The following is a 20,872-nucleotide window of genomic DNA, read 5'->3' on the forward strand; positions in this document are numbered from 1 at the left end:
CAGGTTCAAATCCTGTCCCCGCAACCAAATGGTCCCGTGGTGTAGTGGTTAACATGCCTGCCTGTCACGCAGGAGATCGCCGGTTCGACCCCGGTCGGGACCGCCATTTTATATAAAGAAAAGAACGAAACAAGTTGTTTCGTATTTTTTTATTTGTTTTAACAAAAAACTAATAAAGACAGTCAAACTATCCTTAGGAAAACTCCTAAGGACTTTTTTATATATTTAAAACCTGTATAATAAAGAGCAGAGAACATTGTGAGTAAAGTAGGTGAAGTCTGTGAGTAAATATGAAATAACAACAAAATCTTCCGAAGAAACCCAGCGATTATCAGAAAAATTAGGGAGACTTGTAAAAGAAAAAGATGTAATTATTTTAGAAGGTGATCTTGGAGCTGGCAAAACGACTTTTACGAAAGGACTAGCAAAAGGTCTTGGAGTGAAAAGAGTCGTAAATAGTCCTACCTTCAATATTATTAAAGAATATAAAGGAAGATTACCGCTATATCATATGGATGTGTATCGTTTAGCGGAAAGTGAAGAAGATTTAGGATTTGATGAGTATTTCTATGGTGAAGGGATCACAGTAGTAGAATGGGCTCATTTAATAGAAGCATATTTACCGAATGAGAAGTTGCAAATTAGTTTATTCCATGCTGGAGATGATACAAGAAAAATTGTACTCGAGCCAATTGGAGATCGCTATATTAGATTATGTGAGGAGCTATTACAAGATGAAAGTACTAGCAATTGATACTTCAAATTACGTAATGGGTGTATCCCTTATTGAGGAAGGGAACGTGATTGGGGAAATCATTACAAATTTAACAAAAAACCATTCTGTACGTCTTATGCCAGCTGTAGAGAAACTGTTAAAAGAATGCGGTGTAAAACCGAAAGAATTGACTAAAATTGTTGTAGCAGCTGGACCGGGATCATATACAGGTGTTCGTATAGGTGTGACAGCGGCAAAAACATTAGCTTGGTCACTTCAAATACCAATTGTAGGTGTATCAAGTTTGGAAGTGGTGGCTGCAAATGGTACTAATTTTAATGGACTAATTTGTCCTTTATTTGATGGCCGACGTGGTCAAATTTACACGGGGTTATATACATATGAAGGAGAGCGTATAACTTCAATAGAAGAAGACCGAATTATTCTTATTGTTGACTGGTTGCAAATGTTAAAAGATAAAGAACAGCCTGTTTTATTTATTGGTAACGATGTTAAATTGCATAAAGAAACAATTGTAGAATATTTAGGTGATCAAGCTGTATTTGCTCCGTTCACTAAGAATAACCCGAGACCAAGTGAATTAGCATGTTTAGGATTACAAAAAGAAGAACAAGGCGTGCATACGTTTGTTCCTAGCTATCTTCGTTTAGCTGAAGCTGAAACAAAATGGTTAGAAAGTCAAAAACAATAGGGGCCTACAGAAGATGGATATGATATTTAGAAAGATGGCACTCGATGATATTGCTCAAATTGTAGCTATTGAAGAAGCATCTTTTTCAACCCCTTGGACTGCAGATGCCTTTCACCGTGAATTAGAGGTGAATGAACATGCACATTATGTCGTGCTAGAAAAAGATGGTCTCGTAATTGGATATTGTGGATTGTGGATAATTATTGATGAATCACATGTAACAAATATAGCTATCCTGCCGGAATACAGAGGTCAAAAGCTAGGGGATGCCTTATTGAAAGAAGTCATTTCCGAAGCGAAAGGGTTAGGAGTAAAAACAATGACACTTGAAGTACGCATGTCAAATGAAGTAGCAAAGCAGTTATACAGAAAATACGGATTTCAAAATGGTGGGATTCGTAAACGATACTATGTAGACAATCAGGAAGATGGTCTTGTAATGTGGGTGAATATATAATGGAAAAAAATACGATTATACTTGGTATTGAAACAAGCTGTGATGAAACAGCTGTAGCAGTTGTTAAAAATGGAACGGAAATCATTGCGAATGTCGTTGCATCGCAAATTGAAAGTCATAAGCGTTTTGGCGGAGTAGTACCAGAGATTGCATCCCGTCATCATGTAGAAGAAATCACAGTTGTGTTAGAAGAAGCTTTAAAAGAAGCGAATATCACTTTTGAGGATATTGATGCAATTGCTGTAACAGAAGGCCCAGGTTTAGTCGGAGCCCTTTTAATAGGTGTAAATGCAGCGAAAGCTGTGGCTTTTGCTCATGATATCCCTCTAGTTGGTGTTCATCATATTGCTGGTCATATTTATGCGAATCGTTTAGTAAAAGAAGTACAATTCCCGTTACTATCGCTTGTTGTATCCGGTGGACATACGGAGCTCGTTTATATGAAAGAACATGGTTCATTTGAAGTGATTGGTGAAACGCGAGATGATGCGGCAGGAGAAGCTTACGATAAAGTAGCTCGTACATTATCAATGCCTTATCCAGGTGGTCCTCATATTGATCGCCTTGCGCATGAAGGAAAACCAACAATTGATTTGCCTCGTGCGTGGCTAGAACCTGATTCGTATGATTTCAGCTTTAGTGGATTGAAATCAGCAGTTATCAACACTGTGCATAACGCAAAACAGCGTGGTATAGAAATTGCACCAGAAGATTTAGCAGCAAGTTTCCAAGAAAGTGTAATAGATGTACTTGTAACGAAAGCGTCTCGTGCAGCAGATGCTTATAATGTAAAACAAGTGCTTCTTGCTGGTGGAGTAGCTGCTAATAAAGGGCTTCGTGCACGTTTAGCAGCAGAATTTGCACAAAAAGAAAATATAGAGCTAATTATTCCTCCTCTATCTTTATGCACAGATAATGCAGCGATGATTGCGGCTGCAGGTACAATTGCATACGAACAAGGAAAACGCGCTACATTAGCTTTAAATGCAAATCCAGGATTAGATATTGAAGCATAGTTATACACAAAATTAACCACAGCTTGTGGATAAAACCCAAATTATCTGTTGATAATTTGGGTTTTTTTGTGTACATAAAATGTGTATAACTTTTTATTTAGTTGTGGATAATGTGGAAAAGTTATTTGAAAGTTTATATTATAAAGGTGGATATGTGTATAACCTTGTGGATAACATAGAGGAAGTCTGACCTTTGAAGAAATTCTTTTTTGGGAAATAAAAAACAAAGAGATGTCCAAAAAACATTTTGAAACATCCTCCTCTTATTATATAAGGTGCTACTATTGTCAATCCTTGTCGAATGGTTTGTATAATTTCATTTATTATGGTATTGATTCCAAAAAAGAAAATAAAAAGGAGGTCATCTCGTCAAAAAGCCCGACTTATGAGACATCCTCCTCTTTTAAATTCTCTTATATATGCAGTTCTTCCCATTCTGCCATACAAGCTTCAAGCTGTTCTTGCAGTGTTTGCTTTTTAGTTGTAATTTCACTAGCCTTTTCATAATCTGCATATATTTCTGGTAAGCAAAGCTGATCTTCTAACGTAGCAATTTCATCTTCTAAGCCTACGATATTTTGTTCCAGTTCTTCAATCTTTCGAGTACGTTGACGCTCTAGCTGTTTACGTTCTTTTTCTTCGAGATAATTTAATTTTTCTTGTGCCACCACTTTTTGAACAGGTACTTCATCTTCTTGCTCTAGTTCCGCACGTTCAATCATTTCATTTTTCTTTTCAACGTAATAATCGTAATCACCTAAATATTCTTGTGCACCTTCTGTTGATAACTCAACAACGGTTGTCGTTACGCGATTAATAAAGTAGCGGTCATGAGAGACGAATAGAAGAGTACCTGGGTAATCAATTAAAGCATTCTCCAAAATCTCTTTACTATTTAAATCAAGATGGTTTGTTGGCTCATCGAGAATTAATAAATTGGATTTTTGCATCATAAGTTTTGCAAGAGCTAGTCGAGCCTTTTGTCCACCACTAAGAGAAGATACTGGTTTGAGTACATCATCCCCTGTGAATAAAAAGTTGCCTAGTATAGTGCGAATTTCTTTTTCAGGTTGCAGGGGATATTCATCCCATAATTCATTTAAAACTCGCTTCGAAGATGTTAAGTTGGCTTGTTCTTGATCATAATAACCAACAGATACGTTTGACCCGAAAGTAACGTTTCCATGTAATAGCTGTAACTTATTCACAATGGATTTTAATAATGTAGATTTTCCAATTCCGTTTGGCCCAACTAAGGCAACACTGTCACCGCGAGTTAAGCGCATATTTACATGTTCAATAATCGGTTCCTGATAATAGCCAATAGTTGCATCTTTCACTTGTAAAACATCATTTCCACTTTGTTTTTCAATATCGAAGTGGAAGGAAGCTGATTTAGAATCGCCTAATGGTCTAGTTAATACTTCCATTCTGTCTAATTGTTTACGGCGACTTTGAGCGCGTTTTGTCGTAGATGCACGAGCTATATTTTTTTGTACAAAGTCTTCCAGTTTAGAAATTTCATCTTGTTGTTTTTCATAACGTTTCATTTCTTGCTCGTATAGAGCTGATTTTGAGTCTAAATATTTACTGTAGTTACCAACAAATCGTCGGCTTTCCTTATTAGAAATTTCGTATACTTGTGTAACAAGTTTATCTAAGAAATAACGGTCATGGGAAACGATTAAAATCGCGCCAGGATAGCCTTGTAAATATTGTTCAAGCCATGTTAGTGTCTCAATATCCAAATGGTTTGTAGGTTCGTCTAAAATAAGTAAGTCTGGTCTAGTTAATAATAATTTCCCGAGAGCTAATCGAGTCTTTTGTCCACCACTTAATGTGGAAATTTTCGTCTGATGCGTTTCAACTGGGAAGCCAAGACCGCTTAAAATTGAGCGTATATCCGCTTCGTACTGATAGCCGCCTTGATCTTTATAATCTAATTGTAATTGGTCATAATCAGCTAATAATTTCTCATATATAGCCGCATTTGAAAAGTTTTCTTCTTTTCCCATCTCTTGCTCTAGCCTTCGAAGTTTTGTCTCCATCTGCTGCAAGTGTGTAAAGACGGTTAACATTTCATCCCAAATTGTTAAAGACGTTTCGAGTCCAGTATTTTGAGCTAAATACCCCATTGAGACATCTTTCGGTTTTATAATTTCACCACCATCATGAGATAACTCGCCAGCTATTATTTTTAATAATGTAGATTTTCCAGCTCCATTTCGTCCGACTAATGCGATACGATCTTTTGTTTGTACTTCCAATTTTATGTTTGCAAGAATCGTTTCTGCACCGTATAATTTCGAAAGCCCATTCACTTGTAATAATATCAATGTTTTCACCTCAAATAATTTCTTAACTTTGCCATGTTTATATTTCTCAATCATACTAAAAATAGTGTATAGTTTAAAATAAAGAGAGAATACTTCTTCTCTTTATTATACAAGGAAATTCATGAGTACTAAACTTCTGTATTTGATTCAAGTATAAGAATAAAGATAGGAAGAGAGGAGAGGTTATATGGATCAGCAAAAAATTCCACAGGCCACTGCCAAACGATTGCCTCTATACTATCGATTTATCCAAAACTTATCTCTTTCTGGTAAGCAACGTGTTTCATCAGCCGAATTGAGTGAAGCGGTAAAGGTTGATTCCGCAACTATTCGAAGAGATTTTTCATATTTTGGAGCGTTGGGGAAAAAAGGATATGGATATAACGTAAATTATTTATTATCATTTTTCCGTGAAACACTCGACCAAGATGATATAACACGCGTGGCACTTATTGGAGTAGGTAATTTAGGGACCGCTTTCTTACATTATAATTTCACGAAAAACAATAATACAAAAATTGAAATGGCGTTTGATGTTAGTGAAGAGAAAGTTGGGACAGAAATCGGAGGCATTCCTGTATATCATTTGGATGAACTAGAAGAACGTTTATCAACTGATATACAAGTGGCAATATTAACGGTACCCGCTACAGTAGCGCAATCTGTGGCAGATAGATTGGCAGAAACGAACGTGCATGGTATTTTAAATTTCACACCAGCACGCTTAAATGTGTCAGAGAATATAAGGATTCATCACATTGATTTAGCTGTAGAGTTACAAACGCTTGTTTACTTTTTGAAGAATTATCCACAATAAAACGCAGAGGAGATGACCTCTGCGTTTTATTATTGTTTTTTCTTTGTGAATTTAACTAAGATAAGGCGAAGTGCCAAATTAAAATCAATTGTTGCCATAACTGCAAATAGTATTGTCCACATATTCCAGATTGTATCTGTTACGTTCGTAATGGCGAAGCGTGTAAAGATACATCCAAGAAGAAAGTACAATGCAGCCATGAACAATGGTGAGTTTCTCATACTAAAAATCCTCCGATAAAGCCTTGCATTTTTTCAGCTTCTTTAATCATTTCTTGAATTTGCTCATTGCTCATAAAAATTTGTCCAATAGCGACTAATGTATTCATTGCCACATGGGCTGCTATAGGAACGATAATGCGTTTCGTTTGTACATATAAAAAGGCGAATACGAGCCCCATAGAAGTGTATACCAATAAGTGAGTAAAATCAAAATGAATCGCCGCGAATACAAGTGAACTAATGATAGCAGCAACAAAGAAATTAAATCTCTTATAAAGTGTGCCAAATAAAATTTTTCTAAATACGATTTCCTCTAAGATAGGTCCGATTATAGATACAACAATGAGGAACCAAGGTGTCGTTCTTGCAATTTCCATCAGCTTCATTGTATTTTCCGAACCTTGTTTAATTCCTAGTAGACGCATTTCGATCATACCGGCAATTATTTGGGAAGAGAAAGCTAAGAGAATACCGATTATAATCCAACCAACTGTAGCTGGGATCGTAACACGCATTTTATCTAAATGCCTGTCACGAATATCTATTCTAAGTAACCAAAGCACGATACATAATGCAACAAAGAAGCTAATGATTGCCCAATGTCCCGTTATGATTTGACCTTTTTCCTCCATGGTAAATCCTCTATTATCATAGAGCCCTGTTTTTAGGAGTAGTGGTAAGCCAACAATTCCAGATAACTGCATTAAAATGTATGTAACGATAATCCACCAATATTGTTTCTTCAAATGGTTTAACCATCCTTTCTAACTCTAGTGTATGAGATAAGGTAGGATAACATGTAAATATGCTACCTACGATATAAACTTTCATTTGAATTATATTTTTTTTGTAAATAAGTATTTGAAAATAAAATAGGAGACAGGAAAAAGTTGTACGTTTAGCGAAAACAACTTAGGGTGTCTTTCATATTGTAACATACAAGAAGTGGGAACAACGATTCATATAGTAAAGGCAGTAGAAGAAGTAATGATATATAGGAAAGTGCATAAAGTAATTTGCGAAAAAATTATGATTTTTTTACTTGCAAAAGAAATTGAGATTATTTATTATTAGAAGTGTGTTAGCACTCGTGTGACTTGAGTGCTAATAAATAAAATTTACATAACAAAATGAGGAGGTTATTGTTCATGCTAAAGCCATTAGGTGATCGCGTTGTAATTGAACTTGTTCAAGCAGAAGAAAAAACAGCAAGTGGTATTGTATTACCAGAAACTGCAAAAGAAAAACCACAAGAGGGTAAAGTTATTGCAGTAGGTACAGGCCGAGTGCTTGAAAATGGTGAGCGTGTTGCTTTAGAGGTAGCAGCAGGTGATCTTATCATCTTCTCAAAATATGCAGGTACTGAAGTGAAATACGAAGGTACAGACTACTTGATTTTACGTGAAAGTGACATTTTAGCAATTATCGGTTAATTATATACATTTTAAAAATCCAAGGGGGTCAATTATTATGGCAAAAGATATTAAATTTAGTGAAGAAGCACGTCGTTCGATGCTTCGCGGTGTCGACACTCTTGCAAACGCAGTAAAAGTAACGCTTGGACCAAAAGGTCGTAACGTTGTACTTGAGAAAAAATTCGGTTCACCACTTATTACAAATGACGGTGTAACAATCGCAAAAGAAATCGAATTAGAAGATGCATTCGAAAACATGGGTGCGAAATTAGTAGCAGAAGTTGCTAGCAAAACAAACGATGTAGCTGGTGACGGAACGACAACTGCAACTGTATTAGCGCAAGCTATGATTCGTGAAGGTCTTAAAAACGTAACAGCTGGTGCAAACCCAATGGGTCTTCGTAAAGGTATCGAAAAAGCTGTTACTGCTGCAATTGAAGAATTAAAAGCGATTTCTAAACCAATCGAAGGTAAATCTTCTATCGCACAAGTAGCTGCTATTTCTTCGGCTGACGAAGAAGTAGGTCAATTAATCGCTGAAGCAATGGAGCGCGTTGGTAACGACGGCGTTATTACTTTAGAAGAATCTAAAGGATTCACAACAGAATTAGACGTAGTAGAAGGTATGCAATTTGATCGTGGATATGCATCTCCTTACATGATTACTGATTCTGACAAAATGGAAGCAGTTCTTGATAACCCATACATTTTAATTACTGACAAAAAGATTTCTAACATCCAAGAAATCTTACCAGTATTAGAGCAAGTGGTACAACAAGGTAAACCACTTCTTATCATTGCTGAAGATGTAGAAGGCGAAGCGTTAGCTACATTAGTAGTGAACAAACTTCGTGGTACATTCAATGTAGTTGCTGTTAAAGCTCCTGGATTTGGTGACCGTCGTAAAGCAATGCTAGAAGATATCGCAATCTTAACTGGTGGCGAAGTAATCACTGAAGAATTAGGACGTGACTTAAAATCTGCTACAGTTGAATCTTTAGGACGTGCTGGTAAAATTGTTGTAACGAAAGAAAACACAACTGTAGTTGAAGGTATTGGAAATTCACAACAAATCGAAGCTCGCATCGGTCAAATCCGCGCGCAATTAGAAGAAACTACTTCTGAATTCGATCGTGAAAAATTACAAGAGCGTCTTGCTAAACTTGCGGGCGGTGTAGCAGTAATTAAAGTAGGTGCAGCAACTGAAACTGAGTTAAAAGAGCGCAAACTTCGCATTGAAGATGCACTTAACTCAACTCGTGCAGCAGTAGAAGAAGGTATCGTTGCAGGTGGTGGTACTTCACTTATGAACGTATACACAAAAGTAGCTTCTATCGTAGCTGAAGGCGACGAAGCAACAGGTATCAACATCGTACTTCGTGCACTAGAAGAGCCAGTTCGTCAAATCGCAATCAACGCTGGTCTAGAAGGATCTGTAGTTGTAGAGCGTCTAAAAGGCGAAAAAGTAGGCGTTGGTTTCAACGCAGCTACTGGCGAATGGGTTAACATGCTTGAGTCTGGTATCGTAGATCCAGCTAAAGTAACTCGTTCTGCACTTCAAAACGCAGCATCTGTTGCAGCTATGTTCTTAACAACTGAAGCTGTAGTTGCTGACAAGCCAGAACCAAATGCACCAGCAATGCCTGACATGGGCGGCATGGGCATGGGTGGTATGGGCGGAATGATGTAATTCCGTTCTCCCGAAAAACATCCACTTCTATATAGAAGTGGATGTTTTTTTATGTTTTTGAGCGCAGGAAAATAATTTCTGTAGAATTTTGTCGCTTTCTCTCTTGACCATACCGATACTTCATTGTTAGAATCTAGGAAGATAATATAAAACAATCCTTCATATATCCTCGATGATATGGTTTGAGAGTCTCTACCGGGTTACCGTAAACAACCTGACTATGAAGGCAGTGCGTCTTATATTTATAAAGAGCGGAAGACTATCTTTCTTTATAAAGCCAGACCCCTGCCTTTTCTTTGTCATGAGACTAGAGGCGGAGGACTGGCTTTTTTTATTATATTAGTAATGCTTTTCGCTAAATTGGTGAAAATATTTATATACGAGAACTAACGTTGGGGTGATTATTTTGAAGAAGCAGCATGATACAATTATCGTTTTAGATTTTGGGAGTCAGTACAATCAGTTAATAGCACGTCGAATTCGTGAGTTCGGTGTATACAGTGAACTTCATCCACATACAATTACTGCAGAAGAAATTAAAGCAATGAATCCAAAAGGGATTATTTTCTCTGGTGGACCGAATAGTGTATACGGTGAAGGCGCATTACATTGTGATGAAAAAATCTTTGAACTAGGATTACCGATTTTCGGTATTTGTTACGGTATGCAGCTTATGACGCAACACTTCGGTGGTAAAGTAGAACGTGCCAACCACCGTGAGTATGGAAAAGCTGTTCTTAAAGTAGAGAACGAATCAAAATTATATGCGAACCTTCCAGAAGAGCAAGTTGTATGGATGAGCCATGGTGACTTAGTAACTGGTTTACCTGAAGGATTCGTAGTAGATGCAACAAGTGAGTCTTGTCCAATTGCTGGTATGAGCAATGAAGCGGAAAACTTATACGGTGTACAATTCCACCCAGAAGTACGTCACTCTGAGCACGGTAACGATTTAATTAAAAACTTCGTATTCGGCGTATGTGGTTGTTCTGAAGGATGGAACATGGAGAACTTTATCGAAGTAGAATTAGAGAAGATCCGTGAAACTGTTGGAGACAAAAAAGTATTATGCGCACTTAGTGGCGGTGTAGACTCTTCTGTTGTAGCAGTATTAATTCATAAGGCAATTGGTGACCAATTAACATGTATTTTCGTGGACCACGGTTTACTTCGTAAAGATGAAGCAGAAGGTGTTATGAAAACGTTTAGCGAAGGCTTCCATATGAACGTTATTAAAGTGGATGCACAAGAGCGCTTCATGAACAAGTTAAAAGGTATAGAAGATCCAGAGCAAAAACGTAAAATCATCGGTAATGAATTCATTTACGTATTTGATGATGAAGCTTCTAAATTACAAGGAATGGACTTCCTAGCGCAAGGTACACTTTACACGGACATCGTTGAAAGTGGTACAGCAACTGCACAAACAATTAAATCTCACCATAACGTTGGTGGACTTCCAGAAGACATGCAGTTCAAATTAATTGAGCCTTTAAATACTTTATTTAAAGACGAAGTACGTGTATTAGGATCAGAACTAGGAATTCCTGATGAAATCGTATGGCGTCAACCATTCCCAGGCCCTGGTCTTGGTATTCGTGTATTAGGTGAAATTACAGAAGAGAAATTAGAAATCGTTCGTGAATCTGATGCGATTTTACGTGAAGAAATTATAAAAGCAGGATTAGACCGCGAAGTTTGGCAATACTTCACTGCGCTTCCTGGTATGCGTAGTGTAGGTGTTATGGGTGACGAGCGTACTTACGATTACACAGTAGGTATCCGTGCAGTAACATCTATCGATGGTATGACAGCTGACTGGGCACGTATCCCTTGGGACGTATTAGAGAAAATCTCTGTACGTATCGTAAACGAAGTAAAACACGTTAACCGTATTGTGTATGATATAACGAGTAAGCCACCAGCAACTATTGAGTGGGAATAATTAAATAGTGACAAGGAAAAGTTTGGAGAGCCTATGAATATTGGGTTTTCTCCGAACTTTTTTGTTTAGTGATACCAAGATGGATTATTTGAGATATACTTGTATTGTTTAATTAGATTAAAGAGAATTATTGTATTGTTAAGGAGTATTAAAAATGACAATGTGTAATATAGCTTCAATAGTGCAAAGTAGTAAAAAATTAAGCGAAGAAAGATTTAAAGCTTATCTAAGCTACTTACAAATAAAATTCAAGAGTAAAGAATTAGATTGTTTAAAAGATCTATACTCAAAAATTCATACAGTACCAAACCTAAATAATTTTTTTATTGGATATGAAATACCACAAATCGGAAAAGAGTTCGATTTGCTTCGTATAGGTACCGATATATTAATTAATATTGAATTAAAAAGTGAAAGTACTGAACAAGAGATTTATGATCAGTTAAAGAACAATAGGTATTATTTAAGTTTCATAGATAATAAAGAAATCCATACCTACGCATATGATTCTTCAAAGCAGCAATTATATTATTTAGATGATGAATCTACTTTACAAAATAGTGAATTTGAGGAATTATGTGACCTCTTGTTAGATCAAAGCCTTATAGATACTGTTGACTTAGATGCTTTATTTAAACCTAATAATTATTTGGTTTCTCCATTTAATTCAACAGATAAATTTATAGATGATCAATATTTTTTAACTCAAAATCAGGTACGTATAAAAGATGACATACTAACTATGTTTAATACTACATCATATAAAGTAGTGTCGATTACTGGTGAAGCTGGTACAGGTAAAACTTTACTAACCTATGATATAGCCAAGAGTTTAATGAAAGATTATAAAGTGGCAATAATACATTGTGCTAATTTAAATGAAGGGCATTATGATTTAAAAAAAGAAGGATGGTCCATATTTCCAATAAGGGATATTGATCAGGTATTACAAGATGACCAATACGATGTGATAGTTCTAGATGAAGCTCAAAGAGTGTACTCTTATCAATTAGACGAGCTTTATGAGTATGTAAAATTAAATAATGTAAAATGTATATTCTCTTATGATGGAAAGCAATGTTTTAGTGATTCAGAGTTTGCACGGAAAAACCCTCAAAAAATTGAAGGTGAGCTTAAAGCAGAAAAATTTAAATTAACTAAAAAAATTAGAACTAATAAAGAAATATCGAACTTTGTGAATAATCTTTTTACCCCTAGGTTGTCTAAGTTAGGTGGTGATTACAAAAGTGTTGAGATACAATATTTAACCGAATTAGGTAAAGTTAAGTCTTATACTAGAGATTTAAAGTCAAAAGGATGGGAAATAATAAATTACACTACATCTAGGATTTATAAAGTTTCATATGACAATTATCAGCATAGTGTAAATTTAAATGCCCATAATGTAATCGGACAAGAATTTGATAAGGTTGTAGCGGTAATAGATTCTAATTTTTATATAAATCCTATGGGCATGTTAGATTCATATAGAGTCGATGGTGCCCCTAATTATGATTTAGATAAAATGTTATATCAAATTACCACACGTGCTAGAGAACGACTAATGATAGTTGTTTTGAATAATCCAACTGTTTTTGATAAATGTCTAAAAGTAATAAATTTTGGATGATCACTAATTTATTGAATATAGGTGTGATTAATTACTATTTTATCTATATCCATATTATGCTATTCCCTATAGGGTTTATTCCCGCTGAATTTATATTTTATGTTCTTGGATGTTTTATATTTAATTGTTCTATCCATAGTATTAGCAATCTCAAAATTTACATTCAGATACAAGGGTGAGTATGTATTTAATGTTGCGAATATACTTCTGCCTTATGGATTTTTCATAATTAATGGATTAGCATTGTGCTGATTAATCAAAAATGAGGCGTGGGAAGAATTAAATAATAATGAGAAAAAGCTTGGAGAACTTATAAATTGTAGGTTTTCTCCAAGTTTTTTTAGATTTAAATTAGGGATAAAAAAACGTAACTAATCAATTAAATATTCGTTTTTTCTCCAATTTATAAGTTGAAACACTTACTTTTAGTTCAGTGAATTGCCATGTATCAATCATTGAGCCATTTGCATAAGTTGTCTTTTGAACCTTTTTAGGATAGACAGCTAGATTGTTAAAGGTAATTGGAATAAATTCGTTTTCTTCATATGAATCAAGAATTGGTAAAGAATCTTGATTTTCAATGACAATCGTAATTGGAAAATCATAATACGTTAGTTGATTTGCAATGGCTAATTCAACTAAGGTACGATCATAGACTTTAAAAGTAATCATTGTAGATCCTGTTTCAACGTATTCCTATAGAGGGGGACATTCTTTCTCAGCTTTAATTGAAACTTCGTTAGCGAGGAATAAAAACTGTTTAGGAGGTTTGAACTGTTTTAAATAAAATTGTAAATCTCCTATATTTTGTTCAGTACCATCTGTTAGTGAAATTTTAGTAGTTGCATTTAATTTTAATTTTGTATCCATATGTATCTCCTTTTTGATTGTGTAGTTTTCTCGAACTTTCGGGATTTTAAAAGCCCAATGAAGCACGTAGTACCGATGGTTCAGAGGTAACGGTTTGAGTTTGATTTTGATTTCCCCGTGTTATTAACGGGGATTCAATTTCACAGTAGTTTCGCTGTATCGATATTAATGTAACCTTTTTCAATCATCTGAATAGGCGAATAATGGATTGTTATGAAAAAAGGTTTTTGAGGAATCGAGAAACAAAAGATTTGTTTAAATAGGGATTTACACGCTGTATGTTGAATTATTCGATTTAATAAGCTTATAAAAAGAATATATTTGAAAATGTCACGTTTCGGATAATGTTATTTTCAATTTCGTGACAACTTATATATAATAATGATAGGAGGGATTTAAAGTGAATAAAGTGTACGAGGTCATAATAAGTGAATATGGATATGATGAACCGGTATTTACGAAAGACTTAAAAGCACTGTTGAAAGATTCAATGTCTGATGATGCATTGCGTCAGAATATGAAAAGATTAGCTGATAATGGAGACTTGTTAAAAGTAGAAAATGGCATTTATTATGTTCCGAGAAAAAGAAGTGTGTTAAAAAATCCGCGCGTTAACTTGGATAAAGTAATAACAAGAAAGTATATCAAACCAAAAGATGAAGAAATCATTGGCTATACTTGTGGGATTAATTTTGCAAACCAATTAGGAATTACTTCTCAAACAGCTAGCATTACAACTATTGTGTCTAATGCAACAGGTAGAATTAGAAATGAGGTCAGCATCGGAATGAAAGTCATCCGATTAAGAAAACCCAAGGCTGAAATTACTAGTAATAATTATAAATTATTACAAGTATTAGATTTGTTAAATGATTATGAAAGAGTATGTGAAGTACCAATTAATAATGCTATAAATAATATTTATAAATATTTGGATGATGTTAATATAACGCAAAATGAGTTTAATGATTGTTTAAATAAATATTCAAAAAAAACAGTGCTTCGCGCTTTAGATTTGGGGTTGAACAATGAATTTACACGAAGATAAAGAGGCCTTTCAAGAATTAGTGGAAGCAACAGCTTCTGAATTTAAATTACAACCTTTTCAAGTAGAAAAGGATTACTACGTTTCATTCTTTTTAAAAAACTTAAGAGAAGTGGCACCAGAAATAGTATTTAAAGGTGGGACTTCTCTTTCAAAATGTTATAGTATCATAGACAGATTTTCTGAGGATATCGATATAACGATTTATTTTGAGAAAGCTAGATTGACTAATGGTGAAATTACTAAAAGTCAAAAACCTTTGATTGAGGCGATCACACAAACCATTCATAGATTAAGTTTTTCTTTCTTAAATGAAGGGACGGTTTATCCGAGACTTAAATTTAATAAGTATGAAGTGGGATATACACGAATGTATGAAGGGAATACACAAATGCTTGACCATATACTCGTTGAGACAACATTAACTTACAAGCCTTATCCATGCGACATTAAAGATGTTAGTAATTACATAACGAAATTTTTAGAAAAAGAACAACCTGAATTAATCAAAGAATATCAGCTACAACCTTTTCCAATGAAAATTCAAACAATTGAACGGACCTTTATAGATAAAATCTTTGCTCTATGTGATTACCATCATGATATCGATTATAAGGGGAAATCACGACATATTTATGATATACATATGATTTATCGTAGCGGTTTATTGAATGAGGATATATTACCCGAATTAGTTATGCACATTATTGAGACAAGAAGAGCTGGCCATAAAACGTATTCTTGTCAGACAGGGTATAAGCCTGTAGAAGTATTAAAAGGAATCATAAAAGGATTAGTCTTTTTTAATGATTACGAAACAAATACAAGAGAATTTTTATCTGTATATGTTGAGTATGGAACAGCTATTGCTTCTTTAGAAGAGATTTTAAATAGAGGTTGGATACCTCATTCGATTCCGGATGCTCCCGAGCCGGCAGCTAGGTAACTTCGGTACGTTTTTAGAAAAGTAATTCAAAACGGAACCCTTTAAAGTTATTAGAGGGCCTTTTTATTTTGAAAAAGTAAATTTGTTTTTTTTAGTTTGAAATATTTTTCCTTCCCTTTTCTTGATAAGCATCGAAAAGTTACGTTATTTTTTGAGGGGTGTAAAAGTAATTATTTCTTACAGAAAAATTTGAACTTAAAGACATACGTTTTTCTGCAATACTCCTAATTTTAATATTTTTGACTTCTTATTGTTTTCGTCAATATCTGAGAAACAAGATAACTTACCTATTCTCGATAATTACGAGGATGGTGAATTCCTCCTTATTTTTTACAAAGCGTTGCAGGAATATATAAAAAGTGGGAAGTTAAGTAAGAAAAGTCACAAATTCATAGAAATAAATAGTGGTAGGGTTCTTGACGGTAAACTGACGGGCTTTATGTTATATATTGGTTCATCTCCTCAAATATTGTGTATCTAGAATAAAAAACAAGAAAGACAAGATAACGCAGATGAGATTGTAAATGTAGAAAAGTGGGTCAGCTGGGAACAAGGGCTGACTGGAATTACGGCAATGCAAGTAGCTCTTCGAATATCGAATGGGAAAGCACTTAACGTTATAATTAAAGGGAGTTTATCAGCGTATTATCGTTTCAAGACACAGTCTAAGAATGTTAATGTTTTACATAATATAAAAGATCCATCTATCATTTATGTATAGATGGATCTTTTGTTTTAATATTAATACGAACGAAAATATAAAAGTTTATAAAAATGTTCGTTTTTAAATTGACAAAACCACCTCCTCGAGTTAATATGAGTATGTAATTCAAACGAAAAGTGAATATTATGCCGTCGTATAATATCGGGGATATGGCCCGAAAGTTTCTACCTAGCTACCGTAAATGGCTTGACTACGAGGCGTTTTGATAAAGATGAGGGGAAACTTGTCTTTATTCATAGAACGCTTCCATGTATATGCAATGGAAGCCTTTTTTATTTTTATAGATAAAAGAGGGCTAGGGTGAAATACGGCGAGTAATCATATAAAGGGGGAAACGTAAGATGAAACGCTATTTTCAGTTTGATGAACTCGGCACAAATTATAAAACAGAGTTCATAGCAGGTTTAACGACATTTCTATCTATGGCTTACGTACTATTTGTCAATCCTGCTACGCTGTCACTTGGAAATGTTAAAGGATTACCGGCAGGTACAGGAATGGATCCAGGTGCAGTATTCGTTGCTACAGCATTAGCAGCGGCGATTGGTTCGTTAATCATGGGGATATTTGCGAAGTATCCGATTGCTTTAGCGCCAGGTATGGGAATAAACGCGTTCTTTGCTTATACAGCGGTGTTAACGATGGGAATTCCGTGGCAAACGGCAATTGCTGGAACATTAATGTCAGGTATTATCTTTATTATTCTTACTGCTTCAGGTATTCGGGAAAAAATCATTAATGCAATTCCAGTAGAGTTAAAGTTTGCAGTAGCGGCGGGTATCGGATTATTCATTGCCTTCCTTGGATTCCAAAATGCCGGAATTATCGTAAAGAATGATGCTGTTCTTGTTGGGTTGGGGGATTTAACGAAGGGCACAACGTTATTAGCAATTTTCGGAGTTGTTATTACAATCATCTTCATGATTAAGAAAATAAATGGTGCTGTTTTCTACGGCATGATTCTTACGGCAATTTTAGGAGTAGCAACAGGATTAATTGATACTCCGAAAGCTGTGGTGGGAGCAATACCGAGTCTAGAACCGACGTTCGGTATGGCGTTAACTCACTTTGGAGACATTTTTACTGTTCAAATGGCGATTGTTATTATAACGTTCTTCTTTATCGATTTCTTTGATACAGCAGGTACGCTTGTAGCCGTTGCAAATCAAGCGGGATTAATGAAGAACAATAAATTACCACGTGCAGGTAAAGCATTATTTGCAGATGCGATTGCAACTGTAATTGGTGCAATTCTAGGTACATCAACAACAACGTCTTATATTGAATCTTCTGCAGGGGTAGCAGCGGGTGGACGTTCTGGATTTACAGCGGTTGTAACAGCAGGGTTCTTCTTACTGGCACTATTCTTCTCACCACTATTAAGTGTTGTGACACCAGCTGTAACAGCGCCGGCATTAATTATTGTAGGAATCTTGATGGTTTCATCTTTAGGAGAAATTGATTGGAAGAAATTTGAGATTGCAGTGCCAGCGTTCTTTACTATCATTTCAATGCCACTTACGTATAGTATCGCAACAGGAATTGCAATCGGGTTTATCTTCTATCCAATTACAATGGTTGTGAGTGGTCGTCGTAAAGAGATTCATCCAATTATGTATGTTATGGGAGTTTTATTCGTACTATATTTCATCTACGTTCGTAAATAAAAGGGGTTTTTTGAAAGGTCTAGACTTGAGGGGAGTCTAGACCTTTTTTGCGTCTTCAGAAAATCTTAAGGATTTCCGAGCGTTTTTCTTCAGAAGTTTTCTTATAATAGAAGTTAGGGATTAAAAAAGTGATGGGGGAGATAGTATGGCTGGGGAAACAATACTTGTCGTAGATGATGAAAAAGAAATTAGGAACCTTATTACAATTTATTTAAAGAACGAAGGATATAAAGTACTGCAAGCAGGGGACGGAGAAGAAGGGTTACGTATATTAGAAGAAAATGAAGTGCACTTAGTCGTATTAGATATTATGATGCCGAAAGTAGATGGTATTCATATGTGTATGAAAGTAAGGGAAGCGAAGGAAATGCCGATTATTATGCTTTCGGCAAAAACGCAAGATATGGATAAAATTTTAGGATTAACAACAGGTGCAGATGATTATGTAGCAAAACCGTTTAATCCGTTAGAGTTAATCGCAAGAATTAAATCGCAGCTACGTCGTTATATGAAAATGAATGGCTTTGCTATTCAAAATGAGGACGAGTTAGAAATTGGAGAGATGAAAATAAACATCTCCACTCATACAGTCATTGTGGATGGAGAAGAAGTGAAACTGACCCCGAGGGAATTTTCAATTTTAGAATTACTAGTCCGTAATCCGGGGATGGTCTTTAGTGCGGAACAAATTTATGAAAAGGTTTGGAACGAAAGATCTTTCCAGTCGGATAACACGGTAATGGTTCATATTCGGAAAGTGCGTGAAAAGATTGAGGAGAATCCAAGGAAGCCAATATATATAAAAACAGTATGGGGAGTGGGGTATAAGATTGAAAAAGATATTTAATCCATTTACTTATGTTAGGAAAATTCGAGAATTAATTGGAAAGATAGTGAAGAGTGTGAAACGGAGTATACGAATTCAACTTATTACTGCGTTTACTGCTTGTGCGTTGTTAGGGATTTTGTCAGCGAAGGCAGCAGCGCCGTTTTTTGAGAATGCGAATCGAGAGGCGACGATCGATTATCGGGTTGGTATGGAACAAATTAATCAACAAGCTCAAAGCGTGGCAAATAGTTCAGTTCATGAAAATAAATTAGAAGCTATATCAACTATGATTGAAATAGAGAATCAAAATTTAGAACAAAACTCTAGAGCTTTAAAAGTATTGGTCACTGACGAGAGCGGTAAAGTTTTATATAAAACGAAGCAGGCGCAAGAAGAGCAAATTGATTTGCATAATACAATTCGTAATGCATCATCGTTTGCGATTAATTATATGAATGGTAGAAAAGAATTTGAAAGTACGAGAAAAGAATTTATAGCTTTTGCACCTATTACAATAGAAGATAAGAATTTATACATGTTTGTTAGTGGGATTCCAGAAGGTGAAGTAATATATGATACGCAAGAAGGACCGTTTCCGTTTTTCATAGGTGTACTTGTATTTATTTTCTCTTTCTTCTATATAACAAAGAGAAAGATGAAGCAAATTGAAGCGATGGCACAAGGTGTAAAGGAAATAGAAAAAGGAAACTTAGCGTACCGTATTGAGAAAAAAGGTGAAGATGAGATTGCGTCTTTAACTGAGAATATTAATAATATGGCGGAAGAGCTTATGAATAATATAGAAAAGGAACGTAAATTAGAGAAGCAAAAGAATGAGCTTATTACGAATGTATCACACGATTTACGTACACCACTGACTTCTATAATGGGTTACTTGCGATTACTTCGAGATTCTAAATATGAAAATAAAGAACAACATGATGAGTATACGAGAATTGCTTTTGCAAAGTCGGAGCAGTTAAAGAATTTAATAGAAGATTTATTTGAGTATACGAAGTTAACGAATGAACAAGTTGTATTAGAAAAACAGGAAGTGTGTGTAAATGAGTTACTTGATCAATTAATAGAAGAGTTAGTACCACAAGCGGAAGAGCATGGCCTTATGTTTGTTAAGAAGTTTCCTGAGGAACGTGCATATGCGATGATTGATTCGGAAAAGATGGTCCGTGTATTCGACAACTTACTAATGAATGCAATTAAGTATAGTAAAGATGACGGAGAGATAAAAGTTTCTCTTCAAAGGCAGCGCAGGAATATACAAATTGTTATTGCGAATCATAGTGAAGAGTTTACGAGAGAAGAGTTAGGGAACTTGTTTGAACGGTTTTATAAGAAAGATCAATCTAGAAGTAGAGTAACAGAAGGTTCGGGGCTCGGATTAGCTATTGCGAAAAGTATTGTTGAGTTGCAAGGTGGTAGTATTCGAGCTGAGTATGAGGACGGGATCGTTCAGTTCATTGTTTCATTACCAATTATAGAAAAATAATAAATGAATAGAATGTTATAGGATAAAAAGGCTTATTTTAAAAGGAATAAGCCTTTTTATATTTTTTTAGAAAAACATATTGACGATTAGAGTTTAGAGGTGTAATATAGGACAAGTCGCCGATAGCAACAACGCAGAAAGCGACAAAACAAAATGAAAAACTTAGTTGACATTGAAATATGAAAATGTTAACATAAGGGAGTCGCAAATGAGCGGCAAACAAGTTCTTTGAAAACTGAACGAAACAAACAACGTGAACGTCAATTTTTATTTTTAGATGCTAGACAAACTAACTTTATTGGAGAGTTTGATCCTGGCTCAGGATGAACG

Annotated in this window: 19 protein-coding genes, 1 tRNA gene and 2 riboswitches; of the genes, 15 read left to right on the top strand and 5 right to left on the bottom strand. The window is 35.2% G+C overall.

Annotated features, from left to right (window positions below):
* Nucleotides 1–30 precede the first annotated feature (30 nt).
* The 5 genes from MR066_RS26610 to tsaD all read left to right on the top strand — a co-directional run bounded on the left by MR066_RS26610 (nt 31) and on the right by tsaD (nt 2,900).
* Nucleotides 31–106 (top strand) — tRNA-Asp (locus tag MR066_RS26610).
* A gap of 174 nt (nt 107–280) precedes the next feature.
* Nucleotides 281–754, top strand: coding sequence for a tRNA (adenosine(37)-N6)-threonylcarbamoyltransferase complex ATPase subunit type 1 TsaE (gene tsaE, locus MR066_RS26615; protein WP_002009995.1), 474 nt, complete (start codon nt 281–283; stop codon nt 752–754).
* Complete coding sequence (tsaB, locus tag MR066_RS26620; RefSeq protein ID WP_242249008.1) at nt 735–1,427, top strand: tRNA (adenosine(37)-N6)-threonylcarbamoyltransferase complex dimerization subunit type 1 TsaB; 693 nt, start codon at nt 735–737, stop codon at nt 1,425–1,427. Before tsaE ends, tsaB begins: the two co-directional genes overlap by 20 nt.
* A 13-nt stretch (nt 1,428–1,440) precedes the next feature.
* Entirely contained in the window at nt 1,441–1,884 is a 444-nt protein-coding gene (gene rimI / locus MR066_RS26625) for a ribosomal protein S18-alanine N-acetyltransferase (protein ID WP_242249009.1), read from the top strand.
* Nucleotides 1,884–2,900: a tRNA (adenosine(37)-N6)-threonylcarbamoyltransferase complex transferase subunit TsaD gene (gene tsaD / locus MR066_RS26630; protein ID WP_002009991.1), complete on the top strand. Its 1,017-nt coding sequence runs from the start codon at nt 1,884–1,886 to the stop codon at nt 2,898–2,900. Before rimI ends, tsaD begins: the two co-directional genes overlap by 1 nt.
* Nucleotides 2,901–3,313: 413 nt before the next feature.
* Here the strand turns inward: tsaD and MR066_RS26635 are convergent, their stop codons facing one another.
* Nucleotides 3,314–5,236 carry an ABC-F family ATP-binding cassette domain-containing protein gene (locus MR066_RS26635; RefSeq protein ID WP_277929129.1) on the bottom strand — a complete coding sequence of 641 codons (1,923 nt, stop codon included), beginning with the start codon at nt 5,234–5,236 and terminating at the stop codon, nt 3,314–3,316.
* Between the two features lie 187 nt (nt 5,237–5,423).
* Between MR066_RS26635 and MR066_RS26640 the strand changes: the two genes are divergently transcribed.
* The gene (locus MR066_RS26640) at nt 5,424–6,053 is read left to right on the top strand and encodes a redox-sensing transcriptional repressor Rex (RefSeq protein ID WP_000372704.1); all 630 of its coding nucleotides are present in this window, start codon (nt 5,424–5,426) and stop codon (nt 6,051–6,053) included.
* Between the two features lie 29 nt (nt 6,054–6,082).
* On the opposite strand, the gene MR066_RS26645 is transcribed toward MR066_RS26640, so the two are convergent.
* Nucleotides 6,083–6,274, bottom strand: coding sequence for a YdiK family protein (locus MR066_RS26645; RefSeq protein WP_001246201.1), 192 nt, complete (start codon nt 6,272–6,274; stop codon nt 6,083–6,085).
* Nucleotides 6,271–7,020: a CPBP family intramembrane glutamic endopeptidase gene (locus MR066_RS26650; protein ID WP_002063533.1), complete on the bottom strand. Its 750-nt coding sequence runs from the start codon at nt 7,018–7,020 to the stop codon at nt 6,271–6,273. Before MR066_RS26650 ends, MR066_RS26645 begins: the two co-directional genes overlap by 4 nt.
* Nucleotides 7,021–7,422: 402 nt before the next feature.
* Here MR066_RS26650 and groES point away from each other — a divergent pair, with 402 nt between their 5' ends.
* From groES to MR066_RS26670, 4 genes are all read left to right on the top strand, one after another.
* A complete protein-coding gene (gene groES / locus MR066_RS26655) occupies nt 7,423–7,707 on the top strand; it encodes a co-chaperone GroES (protein ID WP_002009985.1) in 285 nt (94 codons plus the stop codon).
* Nucleotides 7,708–7,744: 37 nt separating this feature from the next.
* Entirely contained in the window at nt 7,745–9,379 is a 1,635-nt protein-coding gene (groL, locus tag MR066_RS26660) for a chaperonin GroEL (RefSeq protein WP_002029451.1), read from the top strand.
* 139 nt (nt 9,380–9,518) lie between these two features.
* Nucleotides 9,519–9,620: riboswitch (purine riboswitch) on the top strand.
* Between the two features lie 165 nt (nt 9,621–9,785).
* Nucleotides 9,786–11,324 carry a glutamine-hydrolyzing GMP synthase gene (guaA, locus tag MR066_RS26665; RefSeq protein WP_277929130.1) on the top strand — a complete coding sequence of 513 codons (1,539 nt, stop codon included), beginning with the start codon at nt 9,786–9,788 and terminating at the stop codon, nt 11,322–11,324.
* A 154-nt stretch (nt 11,325–11,478) separates the two neighbouring features.
* The gene (locus tag MR066_RS26670) at nt 11,479–12,954 is read left to right on the top strand and encodes a DNA/RNA helicase domain-containing protein (RefSeq protein ID WP_242249011.1); all 1,476 of its coding nucleotides are present in this window, start codon (nt 11,479–11,481) and stop codon (nt 12,952–12,954) included.
* Nucleotides 12,955–13,329: 375 nt separating this feature from the next.
* On the opposite strand, the gene MR066_RS26675 is transcribed toward MR066_RS26670, so the two are convergent.
* Nucleotides 13,330–13,626: a peptidase gene (locus MR066_RS26675; RefSeq protein ID WP_242249013.1), complete on the bottom strand. Its 297-nt coding sequence runs from the start codon at nt 13,624–13,626 to the stop codon at nt 13,330–13,332.
* 24 nt (nt 13,627–13,650) lie between these two features.
* Nucleotides 13,651–13,824 carry a hypothetical protein gene (locus MR066_RS26680; protein WP_242249015.1) on the bottom strand — a complete coding sequence of 58 codons (174 nt, stop codon included), beginning with the start codon at nt 13,822–13,824 and terminating at the stop codon, nt 13,651–13,653.
* 400 nt (nt 13,825–14,224) lie between these two features.
* Between MR066_RS26680 and MR066_RS26685 the strand changes: the two genes are divergently transcribed.
* The 5 genes from MR066_RS26685 (at nt 14,225) to MR066_RS26705 (ending at nt 20,542) form a co-directional block, all read left to right on the top strand.
* Nucleotides 14,225–14,872, top strand: a complete 648-nt coding sequence (locus MR066_RS26685; protein ID WP_242249017.1) for a hypothetical protein — start codon at nt 14,225–14,227, stop codon at nt 14,870–14,872.
* The gene (locus tag MR066_RS26690) at nt 14,853–15,815 is read left to right on the top strand and encodes a nucleotidyl transferase AbiEii/AbiGii toxin family protein (protein ID WP_242249019.1); all 963 of its coding nucleotides are present in this window, start codon (nt 14,853–14,855) and stop codon (nt 15,813–15,815) included. Before MR066_RS26685 ends, MR066_RS26690 begins: the two co-directional genes overlap by 20 nt.
* A gap of 835 nt (nt 15,816–16,650) precedes the next feature.
* Nucleotides 16,651–16,752, top strand: a riboswitch (purine riboswitch).
* Nucleotides 16,753–16,880: 128 nt separating this feature from the next.
* On the top strand, nt 16,881–18,206 hold the full coding sequence (locus MR066_RS26695; RefSeq protein WP_002029453.1) for an NCS2 family permease: 1,326 nt from the start codon (nt 16,881–16,883) through the stop codon (nt 18,204–18,206).
* Between the two features lie 145 nt (nt 18,207–18,351).
* A complete protein-coding gene (locus tag MR066_RS26700; protein ID WP_002029454.1) occupies nt 18,352–19,053 on the top strand; it encodes a response regulator transcription factor in 702 nt (233 codons plus the stop codon).
* Nucleotides 19,037–20,542 carry a sensor histidine kinase gene (locus tag MR066_RS26705; protein WP_002124847.1) on the top strand — a complete coding sequence of 502 codons (1,506 nt, stop codon included), beginning with the start codon at nt 19,037–19,039 and terminating at the stop codon, nt 20,540–20,542. The genes MR066_RS26700 and MR066_RS26705 overlap by 17 nt, the downstream gene beginning before the upstream one ends.
* Nucleotides 20,543–20,872: the final 330 nt, after the last annotated feature.

The organism is Bacillus cereus group sp. BfR-BA-01523 (genome assembly GCF_022662615.1).
GTDB lineage: Bacteria > Bacillota > Bacilli > Bacillales > Bacillaceae_G > Bacillus_A > Bacillus_A mycoides.